22 protein-coding genes are annotated in these 23350 nt (G+C 64.7%); 10 read left to right on the top strand and 12 right to left on the bottom strand.

The annotated features are described in order from the left end of the window. Nucleotides 1–37: 37 nt before the first annotated feature. Complete coding sequence (locus Q6A48_RS16245; protein WP_304555135.1) at nucleotides 38–829, bottom strand: AraC family transcriptional regulator; 792 nt, start codon at nucleotides 827–829, stop codon at nucleotides 38–40. A 79-nt stretch (nucleotides 830–908) separates the two neighbouring features. Between Q6A48_RS16245 and Q6A48_RS16240 the strand changes: the two genes are divergently transcribed. Continuing rightward, complete coding sequence (locus Q6A48_RS16240; RefSeq protein ID WP_304555134.1) at nucleotides 909–1937, top strand: bile acid:sodium symporter family protein; 1029 nt, start codon at nucleotides 909–911, stop codon at nucleotides 1935–1937. Here Q6A48_RS16240 and Q6A48_RS16235 read toward each other — a convergent pair. After that, a complete protein-coding gene (locus Q6A48_RS16235) occupies nucleotides 1924–3201 on the bottom strand; it encodes an acetyl-CoA C-acetyltransferase (RefSeq protein WP_304555133.1) in 1278 nt (425 codons plus the stop codon). The genes Q6A48_RS16240 and Q6A48_RS16235 overlap by 14 nt on opposite strands. Before the next feature lie 143 nt (nucleotides 3202–3344). Here Q6A48_RS16235 and Q6A48_RS16230 point away from each other — a divergent pair, with 143 nt between their 5' ends. Beyond that, nucleotides 3345–4697 (top strand): 3-oxoacyl-ACP reductase, encoded by a 1353-nt coding sequence (locus Q6A48_RS16230; RefSeq protein ID WP_304555132.1) that lies wholly within the window; start codon nucleotides 3345–3347, stop codon nucleotides 4695–4697. Nucleotide 4698: 1 nt separating this feature from the next. Beyond that, entirely contained in the window at nucleotides 4699–5553 is an 855-nt protein-coding gene (locus Q6A48_RS16225) for a MaoC family dehydratase (protein ID WP_304555131.1), read from the top strand. Nucleotides 5554–5710: 157 nt separating this feature from the next. Here Q6A48_RS16225 and Q6A48_RS16220 read toward each other — a convergent pair whose 3' ends face one another. Genes Q6A48_RS16220 through Q6A48_RS16205 form a run of 4 tightly spaced genes read right to left on the bottom strand, consistent with a single transcriptional unit; the run spans nucleotide 5711 to nucleotide 7983 of the window. Beyond that, on the bottom strand, nucleotides 5711–6268 hold the full coding sequence (locus tag Q6A48_RS16220) for a DUF4136 domain-containing protein (RefSeq protein WP_304555130.1): 558 nt from the start codon (nucleotides 6266–6268) through the stop codon (nucleotides 5711–5713). A 20-nt stretch (nucleotides 6269–6288) separates the two neighbouring features. Continuing rightward, nucleotides 6289–6909, bottom strand: a complete 621-nt coding sequence (locus Q6A48_RS16215; protein WP_304555128.1) for a DUF4136 domain-containing protein — start codon at nucleotides 6907–6909, stop codon at nucleotides 6289–6291. 22 nt (nucleotides 6910–6931) lie between these two features. Then, nucleotides 6932–7681: a methyltransferase gene (locus Q6A48_RS16210; protein ID WP_304555127.1), complete on the bottom strand. Its 750-nt coding sequence runs from the start codon at nucleotides 7679–7681 to the stop codon at nucleotides 6932–6934. Further along, on the bottom strand, nucleotides 7678–7983 hold the full coding sequence (locus tag Q6A48_RS16205) for a MazG-like family protein (protein WP_304555126.1): 306 nt from the start codon (nucleotides 7981–7983) through the stop codon (nucleotides 7678–7680). Before Q6A48_RS16205 ends, Q6A48_RS16210 begins: the two co-directional genes overlap by 4 nt. A gap of 159 nt (nucleotides 7984–8142) precedes the next feature. Between Q6A48_RS16205 and Q6A48_RS16200 the strand changes: the two genes are divergently transcribed. Next, nucleotides 8143–8436, top strand: coding sequence for a hypothetical protein (locus Q6A48_RS16200; RefSeq protein WP_304555125.1), 294 nt, complete (start codon nucleotides 8143–8145; stop codon nucleotides 8434–8436). Nucleotides 8437–8617: 181 nt separating this feature from the next. Then, nucleotides 8618–9967, top strand: coding sequence for an MATE family efflux transporter (locus tag Q6A48_RS16195; RefSeq protein ID WP_304555124.1), 1350 nt, complete (start codon nucleotides 8618–8620; stop codon nucleotides 9965–9967). 4 nt (nucleotides 9968–9971) lie between these two features. Here Q6A48_RS16195 and Q6A48_RS16190 read toward each other — a convergent pair whose 3' ends face one another. The 6 genes from Q6A48_RS16190 to Q6A48_RS16165 all read right to left on the bottom strand — a co-directional run bounded on the left by Q6A48_RS16190 (nucleotide 9972) and on the right by Q6A48_RS16165 (nucleotide 16665). Then, entirely contained in the window at nucleotides 9972–10808 is an 837-nt protein-coding gene (locus Q6A48_RS16190; protein WP_304555123.1) for a DUF4123 domain-containing protein, read from the bottom strand. Further along, the gene (locus tag Q6A48_RS16185) at nucleotides 10760–12076 is read right to left on the bottom strand and encodes a type VI secretion system Vgr family protein (protein ID WP_304555122.1); all 1317 of its coding nucleotides are present in this window, start codon (nucleotides 12074–12076) and stop codon (nucleotides 10760–10762) included. The genes Q6A48_RS16190 and Q6A48_RS16185 overlap by 49 nt, the downstream gene beginning before the upstream one ends. 296 nt (nucleotides 12077–12372) lie before the next feature. Continuing rightward, entirely contained in the window at nucleotides 12373–14286 is a 1914-nt protein-coding gene (speA, locus tag Q6A48_RS16180) for an arginine decarboxylase (protein WP_304555121.1), read from the bottom strand. A 210-nt stretch (nucleotides 14287–14496) separates the two neighbouring features. Beyond that, nucleotides 14497–14868 carry a translation initiation factor Sui1 gene (locus tag Q6A48_RS16175; RefSeq protein WP_024781395.1) on the bottom strand — a complete coding sequence of 124 codons (372 nt, stop codon included), beginning with the start codon at nucleotides 14866–14868 and terminating at the stop codon, nucleotides 14497–14499. Between the two features lie 168 nt (nucleotides 14869–15036). Continuing rightward, a complete protein-coding gene (locus tag Q6A48_RS16170; protein ID WP_304555120.1) occupies nucleotides 15037–15594 on the bottom strand; it encodes an NUDIX hydrolase in 558 nt (185 codons plus the stop codon). A 3-nt stretch (nucleotides 15595–15597) separates the two neighbouring features. Then, complete coding sequence (locus Q6A48_RS16165; protein WP_304555119.1) at nucleotides 15598–16665, bottom strand: DUF2333 family protein; 1068 nt, start codon at nucleotides 16663–16665, stop codon at nucleotides 15598–15600. 285 nt (nucleotides 16666–16950) lie between these two features. Between Q6A48_RS16165 and Q6A48_RS16160 the strand changes: the two genes are divergently transcribed. The 5 genes from Q6A48_RS16160 to accC all read left to right on the top strand — a co-directional run bounded on the left by Q6A48_RS16160 (nucleotide 16951) and on the right by accC (nucleotide 23329). Next, nucleotides 16951–18612, top strand: coding sequence for a GGDEF domain-containing response regulator (locus Q6A48_RS16160; RefSeq protein WP_304555118.1), 1662 nt, complete (start codon nucleotides 16951–16953; stop codon nucleotides 18610–18612). A 52-nt stretch (nucleotides 18613–18664) separates the two neighbouring features. Further along, the gene (locus Q6A48_RS26215) at nucleotides 18665–20611 is read left to right on the top strand and encodes a methyl-accepting chemotaxis protein (protein WP_304555117.1); all 1947 of its coding nucleotides are present in this window, start codon (nucleotides 18665–18667) and stop codon (nucleotides 20609–20611) included. A 394-nt stretch (nucleotides 20612–21005) separates the two neighbouring features. After that, the gene (gene aroQ / locus Q6A48_RS16150) at nucleotides 21006–21461 is read left to right on the top strand and encodes a type II 3-dehydroquinate dehydratase (RefSeq protein WP_304555115.1); all 456 of its coding nucleotides are present in this window, start codon (nucleotides 21006–21008) and stop codon (nucleotides 21459–21461) included. Nucleotides 21462–21485: 24 nt separating this feature from the next. Then, nucleotides 21486–21956, top strand: coding sequence for an acetyl-CoA carboxylase biotin carboxyl carrier protein (gene accB, locus Q6A48_RS16145; RefSeq protein WP_304555114.1), 471 nt, complete (start codon nucleotides 21486–21488; stop codon nucleotides 21954–21956). A 17-nt stretch (nucleotides 21957–21973) separates the two neighbouring features. Continuing rightward, a complete protein-coding gene (gene accC / locus Q6A48_RS16140; RefSeq protein ID WP_304555113.1) occupies nucleotides 21974–23329 on the top strand; it encodes an acetyl-CoA carboxylase biotin carboxylase subunit in 1356 nt (451 codons plus the stop codon). Nucleotides 23330–23350 lie beyond the last annotated feature (21 nt).

Genomic DNA, 23350 nt, shown 5'->3' with positions numbered 1-23350 from the left:
TTTGCTACAAACGCTGACAACCCTGTGCCGCCCAGGGTCAATGCTTGAACAACTCCCCCGGGGTAAAGCCGAACATGCCCTTGAACGCCGCGATAAAGGCCGAGGTTGAATCGTAGCCACAGGACAGCGCCGCACGGGTGACGCTATCGCCTTTCTCCAGTCCGCCCAGGGACGACAGCAAGCGCATGCGCTGGCGCCAGGCGCGAAAACTCAAGCCGGTTTCACGCTGGAACAAGCGCATCAAGGTCTTCTCCGACGTCCCCAGGCGTTCCGCCCAGGCGTGCAGCGTGACCGTCTGCTCGGGCTGCTCGATCAGCTCGTTGCACAGCGCCAGCAGGCGGGCGTGGCGCGGCAACGGCAGGGAAAAGCCCACTTCCGGCAGCGTCGCCAACTGGTCCAGCAACACCTGCACCAGGCGTTCTTCCTGGCTATTGTCCTGGGGGTAATCCGCCGGGAACTGGCAGAACACCTTGATCAGCTCGCGTGCCAGCGGCGTGACTTCCAGTACCCGACAACGTCCGTCCGCCCACGGGCAGGCCTGGCGATGGACATACAGGCTGCGCATCTCCGCACGGGTGGAAGTCACCACTTGGTGCTCCAGGTCCGCCGGGATCCAGATACCCCGCTGGGGCGGCGCGAAGAAGCTGCCCTCGGCGGTGTGCACGCCAAGGACGCCACTGATGGCGTAGGAAAACTGCACCCAGTCATGGCGGTGGGCTTGGGTCCAGGACCCGGCGTTCAGGCTCTCGACACGGGCGTAGAGCGGCCGCGGCAATTGCGTCAGGTCGGGGATACGGCGTTCGAGCTGCTGGTGTCCGTTAGTCGGCATTGATTGGCCTTATGTCGCAAGACGACTGTCTGGGACGACGGTAGGCTAAGTCGACTTTTCTTACAACTTGCGGTGCTCTATGCCTGTTTTCCGACACCTCAAACGGATCGTGACCGACTGGTTCCTCTGCGGCATGGTCCTGGCCACGGTGCTGGCCTATTTCTTTCCAACGTTCGGTGCCACCGGCGGCGCGATGCATGCCGAGTGGGTCGTCAACATCGGCATCTTCGTGGTGTTTTTCCTGCACGGGGTCAACCTGTCCGGCGAGCAGATCCGCCACGGCCTGAAGAACACCAGGCTGCACCTGATGGTGCAGGGTTTTACCTTTGGCGTATTCCCGCTGATCTGGCTGCTCAGCCACTGGCTGGTGGGCAGCCACGTCCCGGCGCTGTTGATGCTGGGCTTCCTGTACCTGTGCGCCCTGCCCTCGACCATTTCATCCTCCGTGGCCCTCACCGGCAGCGCCGGCGGCAACGTGCCGGCGGCGATTCTCAACGCAAGCCTGTCCAGCGTGCTGGGGGTGGTGGTGACACCGTTGCTGGTCAGCCTGGTGGTCGGGCGCGGCGCCGGAGGCATCGACCTGGGCTCGACCCTGCTCGACCTGTGCATGATGCTGTTGCTTCCGCTGGTGCTCGGACAGGTCCTGCGGCGTTGGCTGGCGGGGTTCTTCGGGCGGTACAAACGCTACACCGGCATCATCGACAAACTGGTGATCCTGCTGCTGGTGTACGCGGCGTTCTGCAATTCGATGGTGTCGGGGATCTGGCAGCAACAAGGTAACGGCCTCTTGCTCACCGCGGCATTGGGCAGCGCGCTGCTGCTGGCGATCATCCTGTGGATGACCACCCGCACCGCGCGCGCCTTGCGGTTCAGCAGCGCCGACGAAATCGCGGCGGTGTTCTGCGCCAGCAAGAAGTCCCTCGCCGCCGGGGTCCCCATGGCCGCGCTGATCTTTGGCAACAACCCCGGGCTGGGCCTGATCCTGTTGCCGATCATGATCTACCACCCGCTGCAGTTGATCGTCTGCTCGATCCTCGCCGAGCGCTACGCCAGCCGTCGGCGGGCACAAGTCGCCCAAGCGGACGCGGCGGTCCTCAACGCTCGATGATCGCCGTCACCCCCTGGCCGGCCGCCGCGCAGATGGAAATCAGCCCGCGGCCGCGCCCGGCGGCATCCAGCAACTTGGCGAGGTTGGCGACGATGCGCCCGCCCGTGGCGGCAAACGGGTGCCCGGCGGCCAGCGAGCTGCCCTTCACGTTCAAGCGGCTACGGTCGATGGCGCCCAGCGGGGCATCGAGGCCCAAGCGGGCCTTGCAGTAATCCGGGTCTTCCCAGGCCTTCAGCGTGCACAGCACCTGGGCGGCGAACGCTTCGTGGATCTCGTAGTAGTCGAAATCCTGCAGGGCCAGGCCGTTACGCGCCAACAAGCGTGGCACCGCGTAGGCCGGCGCCATCAACAACCCTTCGGCGCCATGGACGAAATCCACCGCCGCCGTTTCGCCGTCGCGCAAGTACGCCAGGATCGGCAGGCCCTGGGCCTTGGCCCACTCTTCGCTGCCCAGCAATACCAGCGAGGCGCCATCGGTCAGCGGCGTGGAATTGCCCGCCGTCAGGGTGCCCTTGGCGCTCTTCTCGAAGGCCGGCTTCAGGGCGGCGAGTTTTTCCGGGGTCAGGTCGGGGCGCAGGTTGTTGTCCCGGGTCAGTCCGAGAAACGGCGTCATCAAGTCGTTCTGCCAACCTTCGGCGTAGGACGCGGCCATTTTCTGATGGCTTTCCAGGGCCAACTGGTCCTGCGCCGCACGGGGGATCTGCCAGGTCTGGGCCATCAATTCGCAATGCTCGCCCATGCTCAGGCCGGTGCGCGGCTCGTTGATGCGCGGCAGGTCGGGCAGCAGGTGCCGGGGCCGCAATTGCAGGAAGGTCTTGAGCTTGTCGGCGGTGGTCTTGGCACGGTTGGCTTGCAGCAGGATCTTGCGCAGCCCTTCGTTGACCGCAATCGGTGCGTCCGAGGTGGTGTCCACGCCGCCGGCAATGGCGCTGTCGATCTGCCCGAGGGCGATTTTATTGGCCACCAGCAACACCGTTTCCAGCCCGGTGCCACAGGCCTGTTGCACATCGTAGGCCGGCGTGGTGGGCGACAACCGCGAACCCAGCACGCACTCGCGGGTCAGGTTCATGTCCCGGGAATGCTTGAGCACCGCACCGGCCGCGACTTCGCCAATGTGTTGGCCGTGCAAGTTGTAGCGTTCGATCAGTCCTTCGAGCGCGGCAGTCAGCATCGCCTGGTTGCTGGCGGTGGCATAGGCCCCGTTGGAGCGGGCGAACGGAATGCGGTTGCCGCCGATGATCGCGACGCGGCGTAGCTGTGTCATGAAGAACTCCCCGTGTAGGTTCGAATACGCAATGGCCAGGAAAACGCCGTTCCCTGCACAAGCGTAGGCTTTATCCCGGCGATCGAACGACTGATTGCCAATCATGGTCCACACTTGGAACCTCATCAGCCGGAGTGTGTTCCATGTCTGACCGTTATATCGACTTCGCCAATTCGCCCGTTGGCCTGCGTCTGGTCGGGGCCCTTGGCCTGCCTTCGCCGGTGCGCCTGGAACGCTGGCAGGCCGGGCGGCTGCGACCGATCGAAGGCGCGTTGCTGCTGGGCGGCGGGCCATTGACCGAACAGGTCGGCACGTTCGCCAAGCGCCTGACCGATGGGATTTTCGTCTACGGCGGCGAACCGGGCCTGGGCACCGAGTGGATCCCCGGCCACGGCCCGAAGATCAAGGCGGTGGTGTATGACGCCAGCCACCTGGTGCAAGCCGACCAGCTCAAGCAACTGCGGGAATTTTTCCAGCCGTTGATGAAGAATCTCGACCGCAGCGCCCACGTGGTCATCCTCGGCCGCGCCCCGGAACGCCTCGCGGACCCGTTCGCCGCCAGCACCCAGCGCGCGCTGGAGGGGTTCAGCCGCTCCCTGGCCAAGGAGTTGCGCCAGGGCGGGACGCTGCAATTGCTGTACGTCGGCGACGGTGCCGAAACCCAGCTCGAAGGTGCGTTGCGATTCTTCCTGTCGCCGAAAAGCGCCTTCGTCTCAGGGCAGGTCGTTCGCCTCGATGCCTGCGACACCCAGGTCCAGGACTGGACGCGGCCGCTCACCGGGCTCAAGGCCCTGGTCACCGGCGCCGCCCGCGGGATCGGCGCGTCCATCGCCGAAACCCTGGCCCGCGATGGCGCCGACGTGATCCTGCTGGACGTGCCACAGGCCAAGGCCGACCTCGATGCCCTGGCCGCACGCTTGAGCGGGCGCAGCCTGACGCTGGACATCTGCGCCGAGGACGCGCCGGCACAGTTGGTCGAACACTTGCCCGACGGCGTCGACATCGTGGTGCACAACGCCGGCATTACCCGCGACAAGACCCTCGCCAACATGACCCCGGAATTCTGGGACGCGGTCCTGGCCGTCAACCTCAACGCCCCGCAGGTGCTGACCAAGGCCCTGCTCGACAGTGGCACCCTGCGGGACCATGGGCGGGTGATCCTGCTGGCGTCCATCAGCGGCATCGCCGGTAACCGCGGGCAGACCAACTACGCCGCGAGCAAGGCCGGCTTGATCGGCCTGGCCCAGGCCTGGGCGCCCGCGTTGCAGGCCCGGGGCATCAGCATCAACGCCGTGGCGCCGGGTTTCATCGAAACCCGCATGACCGCCGAGATCCCCTTCACCCTGCGCGAAGCCGGGCGGCGCATGAGCTCCCTGGGCCAGGGTGGCCTGCCCCAGGACGTCGCCGAGACCGTGGCGTGGCTTGCACAACCGGGCACGGGCGCGGTCACCGGGCAAGCGCTGCGGGTGTGTGGGCAAAGCCTGCTGGGAGCATGACATGACGATTCAGTGGCATGAGGTCGGCGGCGCACCGTCGATGACCGCGCTCTACGCGAAAGCGGCGACGCGCCGCAAGGTCACTGGCAAGACCTTGCCGGAGCAAGGGCTGCGCCAGATGCTCCAGGTCGACCCGCAACGCCTGGCGGCCTATCGCAAGGTCTGCGGCTTCACCGAGAACGGGCTGTTGCCCCCGACCTATCCCCATGTCCTGGCGTTCGCCCTGCAGATGCAGTTGCTCACCGACCGGGACTTTCCGTTTCCGCTGCTCGGCTTGATCCACCTGAACAACCGCATCCGTGTGCTGCGGCCCATGGGCGGGGTCAGCCAGGTGCGCGCCAGCGTCAATGTCGAGAACCTGCAAGCCCACCCCAAGGGCGCGGTGTTCGACCTGGTGACCCGCCTGGAAGATCAATTGGGACTGTTGTGGCAAGCCCACAGCCAGATGCTGTGCCGGGGCGTGCAGCTCGACGGCACACCAGTGGAAGACGCACCGGCGACCCAGTTGGCGCTGGTGGAAGTGGCGCACTGGCGCGCGCCGGCCGACATCGGCCGGCAGTACGCCAAGGTGTCTGGCGACTACAACCCGATTCACCTGAGCGCCGCCAGCGCCAAGCTGTTCGGCTTCCCGACCGCCATCGCCCATGGCCTGTGGAACAAGGCCAGGACCCTGGCGGCGTTGGATCAGCACTTGCCCGAAGCCAACCTGGAAATAGAAGTGGCCTTCAGGAAACCAGTGCGCCTGCCCAGCGAGGTCACGCTGCTGGCGAGCGCGGCGGGGTCCAGCGGGGATTTGCGATTGATGGGGGCTGGAGAGTTGGAACATATGGTGGGGGGATGGCGGCCGGCGGGCTGACAACGCCGGCAAGGCGTGCATTGGCCACAGGCCGCTTTCGCGAGCAGGCTCGCACACAAGGGGGCCCAGCCCAAACCCACTGTGGGAGCGAGCCTGCTTGCGATGAGGCCCTCCCGCCCCCATCACCCGTTCAGAGAGCCCGCCCGGTGTGCGCCTGCTATCGCGGAGGGTAGGCCGAGAGGATCCGCGCCACCGTCTCCCGCACCGCCGTGTCGCGGTCGGCCGGGTTCGGCGAATCACTCATGATCTGCTCATCGCTCCCCCGCCACACCAGTTTGCCGTCCTTGCCATCGAGCAGGTCGATCTGCACGGTGGCGACTTTGTAGCTGATGTTGCGGGTTTCGTTGTACATCGGTCCGCCCCAATAGCCGTTCCAGGGGCTGCCCCAACCGCCGCCGTACTGAGTGGTCACCTCCTGTTGGCGATCCTCGACGATCAGGTAGGCCTGGACCCGCACATCCGCCTGCCCACCCGACGTCGCCGGACGCAGGCCGCGCTGGTCGAGTTGATCGGCAACGGCCTGGCGGATGCGCTGTTCGGTCAGGTCGCTCTTGATGCGTGGGTCATCGGGACGGTATTGCAGCGCCGGGTCTTTCCAGCTCCAACTGCGATAAGCCGCGAAATCGCGGCGGGTGTCGAAGTCGTGATTGACCTGGTTGGAGGCACAGGCGCCCAGCAGCAGCGCAAAGGACAACAAGGCAAGACGGCGCAACATGGCTTTTCTCCGTTGCAGGATCAACTGGGTGGGTAAGCCGACAGGGCTTTCTCCACCGCTTCGCGAATGGCATCCGTGCGTGCACCCTGGCTTTCACGCTGACGGGTTTCGGCGCTGGCGCTCCAGACCGGCTGGCGATTGCGTGCGTCGAACAGCTCGACGCGCACGACCACGACCTGCTCCTGATACGTGCGCACCACCGGCACCGTGTGATACATGCCATAACCAGGGCCGTACCCGGGGCCATAGCGGTTGTAGCCGCCGTAGTAGCCGGTGTCGTAGTCATCGCGCACCTGGCGCAGCCGGGTTTCCAGGCGCAGGTCGGCGCTGACGAACAGGTCGGCCGGCCGATTGTCATGCAATGGACGCAGGCCGCGCTGGTCCAGCGCGTTACTCACCGCTTCGGCCACCTGGGCCGAATCCGCCCACGCGGTTCCCGGCGGCATTCGCCCGTCGAGCCAGGCCCAACTGCGATAACGACCGTAGTCCCGGGGCGGCGCGGGGTACGCACTGCGATCGAACACCTGGGCCGCTTCCGGTGGCGCCGGCGGCAGCGGGTTGGACGTGGCGACATACGGGTTGCTGCCCTGGCAGGCCGCCAGCCCCAGGCACAGCACCAACACCCCTGAACGACCTTTCATGTTGCTCTCCAGTGCCTCTCGATCAGCGCGGACGGCAGATCCAGTGCAGATAACGTCCCAACCCTGCAAACGCGGGGTGGCGCCGGTGGGCCAGCTCCATTTCCAGCAACTGATCAAGCGCCACGCGCCCTTGGAACTCCGCGGGCATGTAGTCATGGAAAACCCGCACGCCACTCTGGTTTTCGACCTGCCACAGGCCTTCAAGTTGCGCCGCCAACGCGCGCGGATCAAGAGGCTGTTGCGGTGTCAGGCTCTGTTTTTCGCCAGCCATGTCATTTTTGCGCAGCTTGCGGAAATGCCCCTTGAGCAGGTTGCGATAGACCAGCGCGTCGCGGTTGTAGAAGGCCAGGGACAGCCAGCCGTCCGGCGCCGTGAGTTGATGCAGCACCGGCAGGATGGCGTGGGGCTCGGCCAGCCATTCGAGCACGGCGTGACACAGCACCAGGTCATAGGGTTCGGTGAGCTGGCCGAGCAGCGCCTGCCACGGCGCCTGGATGAACGTCGCCTCCCGCCCCGCCTCGGCAAACCGCTGGCGAGCGCCTTCGAGCATCGGTTCGGCCGGCTCGGCCAGGGTGACCTGGTGGCCACGTTCGGCCAGCCACAGCGACATATGCCCCAGGCCCGCGCCGATATCCAGCACCCGTAGCGGGCGGTCCGGCAGGCTTTCCAGCAGATCGGCCTGAAGCACCGCCAGGCGAATCGCGCCCTTGGCTCCACCGTAGATCTTTTCGGCGAAACGCGTCGCCAGTTGATCGAAATGACGGTCGCTCATTGGCCGAACCGCCGTTCGCTGTCGGCCAGCTTGCTGCGCACCACGGCGTCCATGTCCAGGCCCAATTCACTGCACAGCAGCAACAGGTACAGGACGATGTCACCGACTTCCTGCCCGGCATGGGCCAGCTTGTCCGCCGGCAACTGGCGCGACTGGTCCTCGGTCAGCCACTGGAAGATCTCGACCAGCTCGGCCATCTCCACGCTGGCGGCCATGGCAAGGTTCTTCGGGCTGTGGAAGCACCGCCAATCGTTACGGTCACGAATGGCGTGCAGGCGTTCGGTCAGTTCAACAAGGTTCATCGGGCTCTCCTGAATGGGCATAGCTTCGGGGGGATGACCGGCGAAGGCAAGCCTCTCGGGGTGCGTGGCGATTTGCCCCATAATCGAACCATCGTGACGCCAGCAGCTCCTACAATCAGACGCAACCCCAACCCGGTTCCCCTCAATCAGGATGCACACATGCAGGTAGAAAGCTTTTTCGAATGGCTCGGCCAAGCGCTCGGTTCGGTGATCCGCTTCATCGTCGACCTGCTCAGCGGCCTGTTCAACACCCTGGCCAACGCCGGCGGCAACTTCGTCGACGGCCTGGCGCGCACCTTGGGCATGGACACCTCGATCATCAGCATCATCGCGCTGATCGTCGGGTTGCTGATGCTGTACTCGGCGATCCGCGCCTTCATGCGGGCCTCGATTGTCATGGGGATCATCTGGCTGATACTGGGGTTGTGGTTGTTGAGTTGGATTATTCACTGACGCCCGGCGCCGTGGGAGCAAAGCTTGCTCGCGATACAGGCGCCTCGGTTCCCTTGAAGACTGCACCGTCTTTATCGCGGGCAAGCCTTGCTCCCACAGAATTTTGCTCGTTTCCCACGCTCCGGCGTGGGAAACGAGCAGGCAAGAACCCGCTACAATCGCGCTCCACCAAGGAGCCCGCATGTCCAACCTGATCACCGACTGGCGCGACCGCCTCACCCATCGCCGGGTCTGGGCGCTGGCGGCGCCGATGATTCTCTCGAATATTTCCGTGCCCCTGGTGGCGTTGGTGGACAGTACGGTCATCGGCCATTTGCCCCATGCCCATCAGTTGGGCGCGGTGGCGGTCGGGGCGAGTTTGTACACGGTGCTGGCCTGGGCCATGGGTTTCCTGCGCATGGGCTCCACCGGGTTCGCCGCCCTGGCCGCCGGACGGGGCGACGGCGCGGCGTTGCGGCAAGTGTTGGTGCAGGGCCTGTTGCTGGCGATGGGGCTGGCGGTGGTGCTGGGCGCTGTCGGCGTGCCATTGAGCGGCGTGGCGTTGCACTTCATGCAGCCGTCGGCCGAACTCGACCAATTGACCCGCGATTTCTTCCACACCCGGCTCTTCGGCCTGCCGGCGGCGCTGGCCAGCTACGCATTGGTCGGCTGGTTTCTCGGTGCCCAGAATGCCCGGGCGCCGCTGGCGATCCTGCTGGTGACCAACCTGGTGAACATCGCCCTGAACCTGTGGTTCGTGATCGGCCTGGACTGGGGCGTGGCCGGCTCGGCCCGGGCCTCGGTCGTTGCCGAGTGGACCGGCGCCCTGGTCGGCCTGGCGCTGGCGCGGGGGATGCTGCGGGCCTGGCCGGGGCACGTGGCTTGGGCGGCGTTGGGACGATGGCGGAACTGGCGCCCGCTGCTGGCGGTAAACCGGGACATCTTCATTCGCAGCCTGGCGCTGCAAGCGGTGTTCTTCATGATCACCGTACAGGGCGCACGCCTGGGGGATGCGACAGTGGCCGCCAACGCCCTGCTGCTCAATGGGCTGCTGCTGACCGCCCATGCCCTGGACGGCCTCGCCCATGCGGTCGAAGCCCTGTGCGGGCATGCCATCGGCGCCCGCGATCGCCTCGCCCTGCGCCGCTCGCTGGTGGTGGCCTGCGGCTGGTCATTGATCGCCAGCGTAGGGTTTGCGCTGCTGTTCCTGCTCGCCGGCCACCTGTTCATCGCGATGCAAACCGACATTCCCGACGTGCGCGACACCGCCGACCGCTACCTGCCTTACCTGGCGGCACTGCCGCTGATCGCGGTCTGGAGCTACGTGCTGGACGGCCTGTTCATCGGTGCCACCCGCGCCCGGGAGATGCGCAATGGCATGCTGCTGACCTTGCTGCTGGTGCTGCCCATCGCCTGGGCGTTGCAAGGGCTGGGCAACCATGGGCTGTGGATCACGTTCCTGTTGTTCATGGCCTTGCGCAGCCTGACCCTGGGGGCCATCGCCTGGCGGTTGCAGCGGCATGACCGCTGGCTCGGCCACCCCGGCCAATGACGCCTCACCCCGGATCGCCCTGCCATGACCGGCGCAACTGATCGAGGTAGTCGCGGGGCGAACCACCCGCCGCCCTCGGCACTGGCCGGGCGCTGGGGTGTTGCAAGCGCAGCCACAACCAGTCATCGAGTAGCGCCTGCTCGGTGAATCCCAGCGCCAGCCCCTCCTGCAGACTCTTCCAGAGCACCTGGTAATCGCGCTCGACGGAACATGACCAGCGCCAGGCATGTCGCTCCAGCAGGCATTGCTGGAGTTGGCGCTGCTGTCGCTCACTGAGGCTGTGTTCGTTCTCCAGCGCCGCCACCGGCACCCCGGGATTGATCAACTGCTGCCACCCCTGGCTGCCAATGGCGCGGTCGGCCCAGGTGCCACCGAACCAGCGCACGAGGTTGATCGGGCCCAGCCAGGTGCTGAGCTCCTGCGGGTCGCAACCGTCGAAGAAATAGCTGGCGGTGTGGGGGTTGTAGTAGTTCAGCAGGGCCTTGTGGTGCAGGCCCAAGGTCACCGTCAGCATCCGCCGCAGATGCGCCAGCAGTTGTTCGGCGGGCGCCGGACTGATCAACAACAGGCCTGGCCAGGCACGCGGGTCCAGATGACAGAGGCTGACCAACGCAGCGGATTGCCGCAGGTCCAGCAACAGCGGGCTGTGCTCCCGCAGCCCGCGCAACTCGGTGTCGTCGAACAGCACCCGGGCCGGGACCTGCGCGAACTGTTCCTGCAGGCGCCGCGCCACGCCGGGCGCACCGGGAACGTCGAGCAGCAACCAATGGGGCCCGGCCGGGACGCCGCCGCTCACGGCGCAAGGCCCGCGCCGGGCAGGGTGAGCAACCGGCAGGTACATAGCGCCTCGGCGCAATGGCTGAAACTCCCGCCGCCGGGCAACAGGCACAACAACACCAGCGGCTCGGCGTTGCGGATCGCCGACAGGAGCATCGGGTCGGCTTGCGATGGCACCGGTGTGTCGAGGCTGGCCGGGCGTGTCGCGGATTCATCTGGCGAATCCGACGGCCCGGGCACCTCAAGAAAAGCACTGATCAACGGCCGGTCCGGATCGCCCTCGATGAAACTCACCAGCACCTCGGTGCCCTCGCGCAAGGCCTGTGCCCCCGCCGCCAATTCGGGTGCCAACGGCAACCAGCAATGACTGGGGCGGGCGCCCTCGCCCTGATAGACCCAGTCGAACTGCACCGCCACTCGTCCCGCCGCCGCCATGGCCGGCTCATCCACCGCCACGACCCAACCCCGCTGCCGGCTCGCCATGCGCGGCCTGGTCGCCAGCCGGGTCGCCACCGACGGTACGTCCTGGGGCATGGCCTTGAATTGGTTGCCATACACCCCCGCCTGGCCGCGATGCTCGACGCCCACCAGCAGCCAGCGTCGGTTCCAGTCCTCCAGGGGATGGGCCGTCAGCGCCAGCACCCGGCCCACGTGCAGGTGCTTCAGGTCGCTGCGCCCGCGGGCGACCGGCGTGCCCGGCAGCGTGCTTTGCACACTGAAGGCCCGCACGCCGGGTGCAGGCCGGTGGTCGCCGTAAACCGCCTCGCCCACCGGGGGGAACCCGCCGGGGCTGTCGCTGAACACCAGGCAGTGCCCGTCCCGGGAGTGCTCGAAATGAAAGTGGATACCGGCCTGTGCGCACAGCCGCTGGAGAAACTGCAGGTCCGACTCCCGGTACTGGGTGCAGAAATCCTGCGCGGGGTAATCGCCGATCAAGTCCAGGCACAGGTGCCGGCCGTCGATGCCATGCTCCCGGAGCACCTGGCGCAGGATCTGCGGCACCGAGCGAGCGCTGAACACCCGCTGGCTGAAGCGCTGCGCCAGGCAGGCCAGCTTCGGGCCGATGCGCACCCGGCACCCGGCGCCTGGCGGCTGCTCGACCAGTTCGTGCAACTGCCCATGAATGCCCCGGCCCGGGGCACCGAAGCTCAACCAGACGCTGCGATAGAGCAGGCCGGCCAGGTCCAGGGGGGCATCGGGGAGCGACAACTGCGCCTCATAGGCGAACGGTTCGCTGACGGCTTCGCTGCCCGTGAAGGCCACGACGACCAAGGGTTCGGGCAGACCGGCTATCTCCAGACGAAAGGCTGGCTCGCTGGCTGGATCGGACATCGGCGTTTCTCTACAGGAGGGGCGGCCGGGGATTCTCGCCGAGAGCCATGGCCGAGTAGAGGGCCGAAGTACAAGTTAGGAAAGGGACTACACGAAATTAGGACTGCGCCGGTTATGCGACTCAATGTGTGGAAATAACAACAACACAAAGAAAAATGCCCTTCAGGACTGCCGGAAAAAACCTGCGATTTGCGCAGTCGTTTCTGACAGAACTGGAGGGCAATGCTGATTGCTTAACAGAACAGCTGCCGTGGCCAGCCTCAAGCGCCCCCTGGTTGCAGGGGGCGGCGGGCTCATCAGGAGGACAGGTAAGACGAACGCGTCAGGCCCAGGCGCAGGGCGTCGAGGAACTGGGTGCGTTCGGTCGCGCTGATGCGGGCACTGGCGCATTTGTCGCGGTAGTGAGTCATCAACTCCTCCGGCGACAGGTGCACGTAGCGCAGCATGTCTTCGATGGTGTCGTGGGTCTCGATACCGGCGTGGTACACGCTGCCGTCGGCGTTCTGGTAGATGTTCACCGAATCGGTGTCACCGAACAGGTTGTGCATGTCGCCGAGGATTTCCTGGTAGGCGCCCACCAGGAAGATCCCCAGCAGGTAGTCCTCGCCCGGATTGAGGGCATGCACCGGCAGGCTGGTCTCGATGCTCTGCTCGTCGACGTACTGCTTGATCTTGCCGTCGGAGTCGCAGGTCAGGTCTTGCAGCACGGCGCGGCGCATCGGCTCTTCGTCGAGGCGATGCAACGGCAGGATCGGCAGCACCTGGCCGATGGCCCAGGTGTCCGGCAGGCTCTGGAACACCGAGAAGTTGCAGATGTACTTGTCGGCCAGCTTGTCGTTGAGTTCGTCCAGGACCTGGCGGTGGGAACGCTGGCGCGCCTTCAAGGAGTTGTGCAGGCGCCGGCAGACGGCGAAGTAGCACTGCTCGGCCAAGGCTTTTTCGGCCAGGGTCAACTTGCCGTCGGCGTACTGCGCGGCCACGTCGCTCATGTAGTGGGTGGCACGCCAGTAGGTCTCGGTGACCATCTCGATGTCGGTCGGGCCCAGCAGGTCGACCAGCCATTGCACGGTCTCCGGCAGTTCCAGCTTATTGTCGATCACCGGCACGTCGTCGTTATGCTTCTCGACGTCGGTCACCTGCACCACCAGCATCGCGTGGTGGGCCGTCAGCGAACGCCCGCTTTCGGAAAAGATGTGCGGATGCGGCAGACCCTGGGCATCGCAGAATTCCTTGAGCATGCCGACCACGACACCGGCGTAGTCGTCCATGTCGTAGTTGATCGAACTGGCGTTGCGCGAGTGCGTACCATCGTAGTCCACGCCCAGGCCACCGCCGACGTCGATGTGGTCCACCGGCAAGCCGAGGTTGCGCAGCTCGCCGTAGTAACGGATCGCTTCCTTGAAGCCATGCTGGTAGTCCGCCAGGTTGGCGATCTGCGAACCCATGTGGAAGTGCAGCAGGCGGATGCCCTGGTCCAGGCCCGCCCCGCGGAAGCGCTCGACCACCGACAGCAGTTGCGCGGCCGACAGGCCGAACTTGGATTTCTCACCACCGGTGTCGGCCCACTTGCTCGACGCCAGGGACGACAGCCGCACCCGCAGGCCGACCTGCGGCTTGACCTTGAGGGACGCCGCTTCCTCGATCACCAGCTCCACTTCGGACTCTTTCTCGATGACGATAAAGACGTTGTGGCCCAGCTTCTGGCCCATCAGCGCCAGGCGGATGAACTCGCGGTCCTTGTAGCCGTTGCAGACAATGGTCCCGCCCTTCGGCGCCAGCGCCAGCACCGCCAGCAGCTCGGGCTTGGAACCGGCTTCCAGGCCAATGGAGACGTTCTGGGTGGCGATGATGTTCTCGATCACCGCCTCCTGCTGGTTGACCTTGATCGGGTAGAGCGCGGTGTATTTGCTCTGGTATTCCAGGCGCGCGATGTTGCTGTCGAACGCACCGGTGAGCTGGCGCACGCGGTCTTGCAAGATGTCGGGAAAACGCACCAGCAAAGGCAGCGACAGGCCGCTCTGGCGCAGTTGCTCGACTTGTTCGAACAGGTCGATGGGCGAGCTGCCGGGACCGTTCGGACGGACTTCGACGCGACCGGCGTCATTGATCGCGAAATACCCGGCCCCCCAATGGCGAATCCCATAAACACTGCGGCTGTCCGCAACTGTCCATTGGCTGCCATCGTCTTTGCGTGTGCGTCGTACGGACATCGAAGTCCCCTATAAAGAAGTCAAAATGCACCATCCGGTCGGAGGCTGGGGCAGTCTAGAGAGTGAAAATGACGAATTGTCTGTCAGCAGGGTAGACCCTGCTGCCAACGATGAGTTTAGAAACCCGTTCAGAACAGGCTCTGTGAAAACCATGCGGGCGACCCCGAACCTGGGTTCGGATCAAGCCGAGGGTGGTTTTCACAGAGGCTGCTAGCCGCCGGATTTCTTCGCCTTGAAACCGTGCTTGACCAGTTCCGCCAGCAACAGCTCGACGTGATCGCCCTGGATCTCGATGACGCCGTCTTTCAACGCGCCACCGGTGCCACAGCGTTTCTTCAACGTGGTGGCCAGTTCCTTGAGCGCGTCTTCGGCCAGCGGCACGCCGGTGATGGTGGTCACCGTCTTGCCGCCACGGCCCTTGCTTTCGCGGCGCACACGGGCAATGCCGTCCCCGGCGGGGATGACGGTCTGTTTGCAGATGCAGGCATCCACCGGTTGACGGCAATCAGGGCAATGACGACCGGCGTCGGTAGAAAATACCAGGCCGCCCAGGGCGGCGAAGGATGCGGCTTTTTTGGCCACCGGCAATCCTCTCGGGAGGACAAAGACTGGTCGAGGAAGCAGTGCCTCGACCGCGAAGCCCCACTCAGGCAGGGGCAGCGCTACTGGACCGCAGACGTCGGTTCAGCTTGAAAAGTCGCGCAGTGTAACGGCAAAAAGCCGACTTGCTAAGGGCCAATCAGCGCCAATTTATAGCTTCTTTGCGACGCCATCGCCGTGGGCGCGCAGATAGCGCTCCAGGGCTGCCAGCGAGTCCGGGCAATAAGGCATGTGGCGGATTTCCTCCAGCACCTGGTCGATGGGCAGAAAGCGCGCTTCGAGCACTTCTTCCGGCTGCAGCACCAGGGGGCCGTCCCACACCGCCGAGAAGGCCGAGCACCACAGCCGGCTGCCGGTGTCTTCGAAATAGAAGTGGTCGTGGGCGGTCAGTTCGACACCGCTCACGCCGAGTTCCTCGGCCAGTTCCCGGGCAGCCGACTCGGTGTAGGTCTCATCGGCCTGCACCATGCCGCCCGCCGCCACGTCCCAGAACCCCGGGTAGATCGCCTTGCTGAGGGTGCGCCGGTGGACACACAGTTCACCGGCCGAGTTGAACAGCAGGATGTAGGTGCCGCGTCCGATCAACCCGCGCTCACGCAAATCCGACCGCACCAAGCTGCCCAGCAGGTTATCGTGTTCATCGACCCAGGCGATCAATTCGGCATCCGAGGCCACTCGGTGGGCGACCTCCCGGGCACTTTCGCTCATCGATCAGCCCTGGTTCAGCAGTTGCCGCAAGTCGATGACCGCCGCGTTGGCCCGGGAAATGTAGTTGGCCATCACCAGTGAGTGGTTCGCCAACACGCCAAAACCGCTGCCGTTGAGGATCATCGGGCTCCAGACCGGCTCCTGGGACGCTTCCAGTTCACGAATGATCTGCCGGACGCTGACCGTGGCGTTCTTCTTCGCCAGCACGTCGGCGAAGTCCACCTCGATGGCACGCAGCAGGTGCGACAGCGCCCAGGCCTGGCCCCGCGCTTCGTAGAACACGTTGTCGATTTGCAGCCATGGGGTCTCGACCACCTCTTCGTCCACCTGCGGCACCTGGCCCGGTGCCGGGATTTCGGTTTTCAGCGCGGTGTTGAGCTTGACCCGGCCGACACTGGCGGACAGCCGCTGGGACAGGGAACCCAGGCGCGTGCCGACATCCCCGAGCCAGTTGTTCAGGTTGTCGGCGCGGGCGTAGAACAGGGCGCTCTTCTGGGCCGGATCGGACAACCGAGCCTGGTAACGGCTCAGGGAATTGATGCCTTCCTGGTATTCCGACTCGCTGGATGGCAGCACCCAGCTGCGGTTATCGAAGTTGAAGCGCGGCTCGGCCTTGGCCAGGTCGGCGTCTTCGGCGGACTGGGACTGGGAACGGGCAAAGTCCTTGCGCAAGGCACGGCTCAGGTCGCGAACCTGCACCAGCACGCCGTACTCCCAGCTCGGCATGTTGTCCATCCACAGGCCCGGTGGGAAACGGTCGTTGGAAATGTAGCCGCCCGGCTTGGTCAGCAAGGTGCCGGCCACGGTCTTGAGGGTCTCGACGGTGGTGTAGCCCACCACCATTTGCCGGCCGTCGCGCTCGGCGGCGGCCTGGGCGTTCTGCTGCACCGGGAACAGCGCAGGCTCCTGGCTCCAGTACCAACCGAGGGCAATGGTCACCAGCAAATACAGGCCGACCAGCGTAGCCAGTGCCCGACTGAAAAACAGCCCACCCAGGTAGCTGCGGGTGTCCGATTTCGGTTCGGCGGCACGTTCAGGCGCGCTGCCCGCGCGGTTCTTCCAGTCCAGCATGGCGATATCCCTTCAATCACTTGAGTTCTCGGTTCGACCACAACCCTACGCCATCGTGCCTGATTTGAAACGCGATAATGTGGCCCCGATCAGGCCCGCGCTGGCGGGGTCGTCGAACAGCCACTATAAAGGAAGCGCCGCCGTCGGCCTACGAAACCCACCGGTCATTAACTGAATGTCGCGGTTGGACAGATTATTGACGTATGACACTCATGCAATGGAAAAGAGGTGCTAGCATAGAGCCACCAGTCGACCTCAGCATGCAGCCTAACTAGTAGTCAGGATATGACCGAGCCAGAAGACCCCAGCCGCGAGCGCCTCAAGCATCACTTTGCCCAGCGGGTAATTCACCAGGCTCGTCAGATCCTGGAGATCTGGCAGCGCCTGCAACGCAGCGAATGGTCAAGCACCGACCTGTCCGAGCTCAGCGAAGCCAACCTGCGGCTGCTGCGTTTCGCCGAGCGCTTCGAACAGCCCGAACATACCCTGCTCGCCCAAGGCATCAGCCAGTCGTTGCAGGCGGTGGACGCCAATCGCGGGCGCCTGAGCAGCCAATTGATCACCGAGATCAACCGCCTGATGCAGCGCCTGTCGCGCACCGGCCTACGCCACGGCGACCAGCTCGAACAGACGTTCCTGCCGCCGCTGCGCAAACCCATCTACGTACTGCTGCAAGACCATGACCGCGCCGAGCGCCTGGCCAAGCAATTGGAATTCTTCGGCCTCAGCGCCCAGGCCCTGGACAGCGTCGCGGCGTTTCGCGCGACGATGGTCGAGCGCCTGCCCGCCGCGATTGTCATGGACGTGGATTTCAGCGGCCCCGGTGCCGGCCTGAAGCTGGCCGCCGAAGCCCAGGAAGGCCTGGAGCAGCCGTTGCCCCTGCTGTTCTTCAGCCTGTTGGAAACCGACACGCCGACCCGCCTGGCGGCCGTGCGCGCCGGCGGGCAGGAGTTCCTCACCGGCACCCTCGAAGCGTCGAGCCTGCTGGAAAAAATCGAAGTGCTGACCTGCGTCGCCCAGTACGAACCCTATAAAGTGCTGATCATCGACGACTCCCGCGCCCAGGCCCTGCACACCGAGCGCCTGCTCAACAGCGCCGGCATCGTCACCCGCACGTTGATCGAGCCGATCCAGGCCATGGCCGAGTTGGCGGACTTCCAGCCCGACCTGATCATCCTCGACATGTACATGCCCGCCTGCACCGGCACCGAACTGGCCAAGGTGATCCGCCACAATGACCGCTACGTCAGCGTGCCGATCATCTACCTGTCGGCCGAAGACGACCTGGACAAGCAGCTCGACGCCATGAGCGAAGGCGGCGACGACTTCCTGACCAAGCCGATCAAGCCCCGCCACCTGATCACCACCGTGCGCAACCGCGCGGCGCGGGCGCGCAATCTCAAGGCGCGGATGGTGCGCGACAGCCTCACCGGGCTGTACAACCACACGCATATCCTGCAGTTGCTCGAAGATTGCAGCTTCCGCGCACGCCGCGAAGGCAAGCCGCTGAGTTTCGCCATGCTCGACATCGACCACTTCAAGCGGGTCAACGACAGCCACGGCCACCCCATGGGCGACCGGGTGATCAAGAGCCTGGCGCTGTTTCTCAAGCAGCGCCTGCGCAAGACCGACTTCATCGGCCGCTACGGTGGCGAAGAGTTCGCCATTGTCATGCCCGACACCGACATCGAGGCCGCCTGCAAGGTACTCGATGAAATCCGCCAGCGCTTCGCTGAAATCCACTACCCGGCCCAGCCCCATGACCTGTGGTGCACCTTCAGCGCCGGCGTGGTGGAGATGAGCGACGACTCCGACAGTCTGATGATGGCGAGCCAGGCGGACGAGGCGCTGTATCGGGCCAAACATGCCGGGCGCAACCGCGTCCAGGCAGCCAGGCAAAGTGCCACTTTTTCATCGGAATCCACCGATTCGGTCATGAACCTGTAACCCAAACGCAATAACTTCAGGCACTTACGATTCTGCCCCGGGTAGACCCCAGATGCGCCTGAAGTTGCTGACCAATCTCAATACCCTTCTTTTAGTTGCCGTGTGCCTGGGCCTCGGGGCCACGCTGTGGTGGTCGCAGATCGCCCTGGAGCGCCCCTATCTGTTGATGGAACGTTACCTGGGCCTGTCGCGGCAGTTCCAAGGCGAAGTGGCACGCAACATCGAGGAGTACCTGAACAGCGGCGACGCCTTGCGCCTGAGCGCAGCGACCCAAGCCCTGGAGACTCTGCAAAAGGAACTCGAAGCATTCCCGCCGGAGCTGGCCAAGACCCTGCGCCCGAGCCTGTCCAACCTCGACAGCTTCAGCAAGGCCGACCTGTTGGGGGCCGGCAAGCTGGCCGGCGATCCCCAGGCGTTGTTGCTCCAGGCCGAACGCGAGCTGAGCGCCAACCTCGACCAACTCGCCCAATACGCCCAGGGCGCACCGGCTTATCTGCCGCCGTTGTTCGCCGCATCGCAACACCTGGGCCGGCTTTCGCTCACCCGGGACAAACTGGTCAGTAGCGGCCGTAGCGAAATGGCCGCCGATGTCGAGCGGGAGCTGCAAAGCATCCGCACCCAGGCCGCCCAACTCGATGGCCTGCCGCTGCTCGGCGTGACAGCCAGCAGCGAAACCGCCGGCGACGATTTCGCCGCGCTGATGGGCCTGGAAACCCAGGAAAAGGCCACCGCCGAAGATGCCGGCATTGCCCTCAAGCGCGAACTCAACAGCTTGCTCGGCCGATACCCGGCGGAGCTGGCGCGCACCCGCGAATTGATCCAGAAACGCACCGAGCTGGGCAGTGCCACGCACCTGAAGACCGCTGAAGTGCAACAGGCCATCGATGCCATGGAGCCGGCGGTACGGGCCCAGCATGGGCGGATCCAGGGCGAAGTGCGCTTGATCCAGGGGGTCATGATCGGCCTGATCCTGCTGATCGCGCTGCTGATCGACACCTTGCAACGCCGCCTCGCCCGGACCTTGACTCACCTCGCGCCGGCCTTGTCGACCTGGGCGGAAGGCGATTTCAGTCGCGACATCCGCGTTGGCGCCAGCAACCGCGAGTTGCAGGACATCGAAGCGTCGCTCAATCGCTTGCGAGCCTATCTGGTGGACCTGGTGGGCACCATTCGCGTGAACGCCGAACAGGTGGCCGGCAGCAGCCGGACCCTGGCGGAACTGAGCGGCGAGCTGCACAGCGGCGCCGAGGACCAGGCCGGTGATACGGCGCTGATCCGCGATTCCCTCAGTGAACTGGAAGCGACGATCCAGCAAGTCGCCGGCGATGCCAGCCAGGCCGCCGACGCCAGCCGCAGCGCCGGACACGCGGTGGAGCAAGGGCAGAAAGTCATCGGCCTGAGCCTCACCGGGTTGCATGCGCTGGTGGGGGAAGTACAGGACAACGCGCAAATGATCGAGCAACTGGCCGAAGAGTCGGCCACCATTGGCGGCGTGCTGACGGTGATTCGCTCGATCGCCGACCAGACCAACCTGCTGGCCCTCAACGCCGCCATCGAAGCCGCGCGCGCCGGGGAAATGGGCCGGGGTTTCGCCGTGGTGGCCGAAGAAGTCCGCTCCCTGGCCCAACGCACGGCCGGCGCCACCGCCGAGATCCAGGCACTGATCGCCCGCTTGCAACAGGCCGCCCGCCAGTCGGTGGACGGCATGCGCGCCCAGGTCGAACACGCCGAAGCCACCGCCAACCAGGCCCAGGCCGCCGACGGCGCGCTGGATGAAATCGTCGGTGCCATCCAGACCATCGCCAACACCGCCGTGCGCATCGCCGACGTCACCGCCCAACAGAGCGGCGCCGTCAGCGAAATCCGCGACCACAGCGAACGGATCCATCAACTGGGCGGCGACAACCTGCTGCGCATCGGCCAAGGCCGGGAACAGGGCGATCACCTGTTGGTACTGGGTGGGCGCCTGCACACGGCGGTGCAAGCGTTTCGGGTCTGACGGACGTGGGAGCAGGCTTGCTCGCGAAGGCGGTGGGTCAGCTTGCAAAGATGCTGAATGTGCCGCCGTCTTCGCGAGCAAGCCCGCTCCCACATTTTTTGATCGAGGGTGTTCTTCGATTTCGTACCCACCACAAATCCCCTGTGGGAGCGAGCTTGCTCGCGATGGCGGTGCATCAGCTTGCATCGATGTTGGATGTATCGCCGTCTTCGCGAGCAAGCCCGCTGCCACAAGTTCATTTCCGTCGGGATGACCGGATCTGGGACCATAGTCATAAATTTCGCGCAAACATCGGTCATCGTGCTGGCTATTGCCGAGAACTGGACAGTCATTGAGGCTTTGCGGCATAGTCGCCGGGTTCTGACACCTGCTCACGGATAACAAGGAACAGCAGATGGCGACCCTATTGGTCCTGCACGGACCCAACCTGAACCTGCTCGGCACCCGCGAACCGGGCGTCTACGGCGCCGTGACACTGGCGCAGATCAACCAGGACCTGGAGCAGCGAGCCCGTTCCGCCGGCCATCATCTGCTCTGCCTGCAAAGCAACGCCGAATACGAATTGATCGATCGCATCCATGCCGCGCGCGGCGAAGGCGTGGACTTCATCCTGATCAATCCAGCAGCTTTTACACACACAAGTGTCGCATTACGTGACGCGCTGCTGGCGGTGAGCATCCCATTCATCGAAGTGCATTTGTCCAACGTGCATAAACGCGAACCTTTCCGCCATCATTCCTACTTCTCCGATGTAGCGGTGGGAGTGATCTGCGGCCTTGGCGCCAGCGGTTACCGATTGGCCCTGGAGGCTGCCCTGGAGCAGCTTGAACAACAAGCTACACGCCCCTGACCGACCCTTGGGAGTTGATGATTCATGGATATCCGTAAAGTTAAGAAACTGATCGAATTGCTGGAAGAGTCCGGCATCGACGAGCTGGAGATCAAGGAAGGCGAAGAGTCCGTACGTATCAGCCGCCACAGCAAGACCCCAGCCCAGCAGTTCTACGCCCCGGCACCGATGCAGGCTCCGGCCGCCGCGCCAGCGCCAGCCGCACCGGCTGCAGCCACCGCCGCCGCTGCTCCAGCCGCTGCCGCCGCCCCGGCGCTCAACGGCACCGTCGCTCGCTCGCCAATGGTAGGCACCTTCTACCGCAAGTCTTCGCCAACCTCGCCGTCCTTCGTCGAAGTGGGCCAGACCGTGAAGAAAGGCGACACCCTGTGCATCGTCGAAGCCATGAAGATGATGAACCACATCGAAGCCGAAACCAGCGGCGTGATCGAGTCCATCCTCGTCGAAGACGGCCAGCCGGTTGAGTACGACCAACCGCTGTTCACCATCGTTTGAACCGCGGAGAGCCTTTGATGACTGCGAAGTTGGAAAAAGTCCTGATCGCAAACCGCGGTGAGATCGCCCTGCGGATCCTGCGCGCCTGCAAGGAGATGGGCATCAAGACCGTCGCCGTTTACTCCAAGGCCGACAAGGAACTGATGCACCTGGGCCTGGCCGACGAGTCCGTCTGCATCGGCCCGGCGTCGGCTGCGCATTCCTACCTGCACATCCCGGCGATCATCGCCGCTGCCGAAGTGACCGGCGCCACCGCCATTCACCCAGGCTACGGCTTCCTGGCGGAAAACGCCGACTTCGCCGAACAGGTCGAGAACTCCGGTTTCGCCTTCATTGGCCCGAAAGCCGAAACCATTCGCCTGATGGGCGACAAGGTATCGGCCAAGCACGCCATGATCGCTGCCGGCGTACCGACTGTCCCGGGTTCCGACGGCCCGCTGCCTGAAGACGAAGAAACCGCCTTGCGCATCGGTCGCGAAGTGGGTTACCCGGTGATCATCAAGGCCGCCGGCGGCGGTGGTGGTCGCGGCATGCGCGTGGTGCACAAGGAAGAAGACCTGATTTCCTCGGCGAAGCTGACCCGCTCCGAGGCGGGCGCGGCGTTCGGCAACCCGATGGTCTACCTGGAAAAATTCCTCACCAACCCACGCCACGTCGAAGTCCAGGTCCTGTCCGATGGCCAGGGCCAGGCTATCCATCTGGGCGACCGCGATTGCTCGCTGCAACGTCGTCACCAGAAGGTCCTCGAAGAAGCGCCGGCACCGGGCATCGACGAGCAGGCGCGCCAGGAAGTCCTGGCCCGCTGCGTCAAGGCCTGCATCGACATCGGCTACCGCGGCGCCGGCACCTTCGAGTTCCTCTACGAGAACGGTCGCTTCTACTTCATCGAAATGAACACCCGTGTTCAGGTGGAGCACCCGGTTTCGGAGATGGTCACCGGTATCGACATCGTCAAGGAGATGCTCAGCATCGCCGCCGGCAACAAACTGTCGTTCACCCAGGATGACGTGGTCATCCGCGGTCACGCGCTGGAATGCCGGATCAACGCCGAAGACCCGAAAACCTTCATGCCAAGCCCAGGCACGGTCAAGCATTTCCATGCCCCGGGCGGCAATGGCGTTCGCGTCGACTCGCACCTGTACAGCGGCTATGCCGTTCCGCCGAACTACGATTCGTTGATCGGCAAGCTGATCACCTACGGCGCGACTCGCGACGAAGCCATGGCGCGCATGCGCAATGCCCTGGACGAAATCGTGGTGGACGGGATCAAGACCAACATCCCGCTGCACCGCGACCTGGTCCGCGACGAGGGCTTCTGCAAAGGCGGCGTCAACATCCATTACCTGGAACACAAGCTGGGCAACCAGCACTGATGATCCAGGTGATGTAGGAAA

It is taken from the genome of Pseudomonas citrullilanati (assembly GCF_030580855.1).
Classification (GTDB): domain Bacteria; phylum Pseudomonadota; class Gammaproteobacteria; order Pseudomonadales; family Pseudomonadaceae; genus Aquipseudomonas; species Aquipseudomonas citrulli.
The sequence above is the reverse complement of the archived record's forward strand: the minus strand, read 5'-3'. Positions and strand labels throughout refer to the sequence as shown.

What these genes read in the sequence shown, in the direction of transcription:
- Q6A48_RS16245 (WP_304555135.1), bottom strand. Translation starts at nt 829, where the DNA reads ATGCCGACTAACGGACACCAGCAGCTCGAACGCCGTATCCCCGACCTG.
- Q6A48_RS16240 (WP_304555134.1), top strand. Translation starts at nt 909, where the DNA reads ATGCCTGTTTTCCGACACCTCAAACGGATCGTGACCGACTGGTTCCTC.
- Q6A48_RS16235 (WP_304555133.1), bottom strand. Translation starts at nt 3,201, where the DNA reads ATGACACAGCTACGCCGCGTCGCGATCATCGGCGGCAACCGCATTCCG.
- Q6A48_RS16230 (WP_304555132.1), top strand. Translation starts at nt 3,345, where the DNA reads ATGTCTGACCGTTATATCGACTTCGCCAATTCGCCCGTTGGCCTGCGT.
- Q6A48_RS16225 (WP_304555131.1), top strand. Translation starts at nt 4,699, where the DNA reads ATGACGATTCAGTGGCATGAGGTCGGCGGCGCACCGTCGATGACCGCG.
- Q6A48_RS16220 (WP_304555130.1), bottom strand. Translation starts at nt 6,268, where the DNA reads ATGTTGCGCCGTCTTGCCTTGTTGTCCTTTGCGCTGCTGCTGGGCGCC.
- Q6A48_RS16215 (WP_304555128.1), bottom strand. Translation starts at nt 6,909, where the DNA reads ATGAAAGGTCGTTCAGGGGTGTTGGTGCTGTGCCTGGGGCTGGCGGCC.
- Q6A48_RS16210 (WP_304555127.1), bottom strand. Translation starts at nt 7,681, where the DNA reads ATGAGCGACCGTCATTTCGATCAACTGGCGACGCGTTTCGCCGAAAAG.
- Q6A48_RS16205 (WP_304555126.1), bottom strand. Translation starts at nt 7,983, where the DNA reads ATGAACCTTGTTGAACTGACCGAACGCCTGCACGCCATTCGTGACCGT.
- Q6A48_RS16200 (WP_304555125.1), top strand. Translation starts at nt 8,143, where the DNA reads ATGCAGGTAGAAAGCTTTTTCGAATGGCTCGGCCAAGCGCTCGGTTCG.
- Q6A48_RS16195 (WP_304555124.1), top strand. Translation starts at nt 8,618, where the DNA reads ATGTCCAACCTGATCACCGACTGGCGCGACCGCCTCACCCATCGCCGG.
- Q6A48_RS16190 (WP_304555123.1), bottom strand. Translation starts at nt 10,808, where the DNA reads ATGTACCTGCCGGTTGCTCACCCTGCCCGGCGCGGGCCTTGCGCCGTG.
- Q6A48_RS16185 (WP_304555122.1), bottom strand. Translation starts at nt 12,076, where the DNA reads ATGTCCGATCCAGCCAGCGAGCCAGCCTTTCGTCTGGAGATAGCCGGT.
- speA (WP_304555121.1), bottom strand. Translation starts at nt 14,286, where the DNA reads ATGTCCGTACGACGCACACGCAAAGACGATGGCAGCCAATGGACAGTT.
- Q6A48_RS16170 (WP_304555120.1), bottom strand. Translation starts at nt 15,594, where the DNA reads ATGAGCGAAAGTGCCCGGGAGGTCGCCCACCGAGTGGCCTCGGATGCC.
- Q6A48_RS16165 (WP_304555119.1), bottom strand. Translation starts at nt 16,665, where the DNA reads ATGCTGGACTGGAAGAACCGCGCGGGCAGCGCGCCTGAACGTGCCGCC.
- Q6A48_RS16160 (WP_304555118.1), top strand. Translation starts at nt 16,951, where the DNA reads ATGACCGAGCCAGAAGACCCCAGCCGCGAGCGCCTCAAGCATCACTTT.
- Q6A48_RS26215 (WP_304555117.1), top strand. Translation starts at nt 18,665, where the DNA reads ATGCGCCTGAAGTTGCTGACCAATCTCAATACCCTTCTTTTAGTTGCC.
- aroQ (WP_304555115.1), top strand. Translation starts at nt 21,006, where the DNA reads ATGGCGACCCTATTGGTCCTGCACGGACCCAACCTGAACCTGCTCGGC.
- accB (WP_304555114.1), top strand. Translation starts at nt 21,486, where the DNA reads ATGGATATCCGTAAAGTTAAGAAACTGATCGAATTGCTGGAAGAGTCC.
- accC (WP_304555113.1), top strand. Translation starts at nt 21,974, where the DNA reads ATGACTGCGAAGTTGGAAAAAGTCCTGATCGCAAACCGCGGTGAGATC.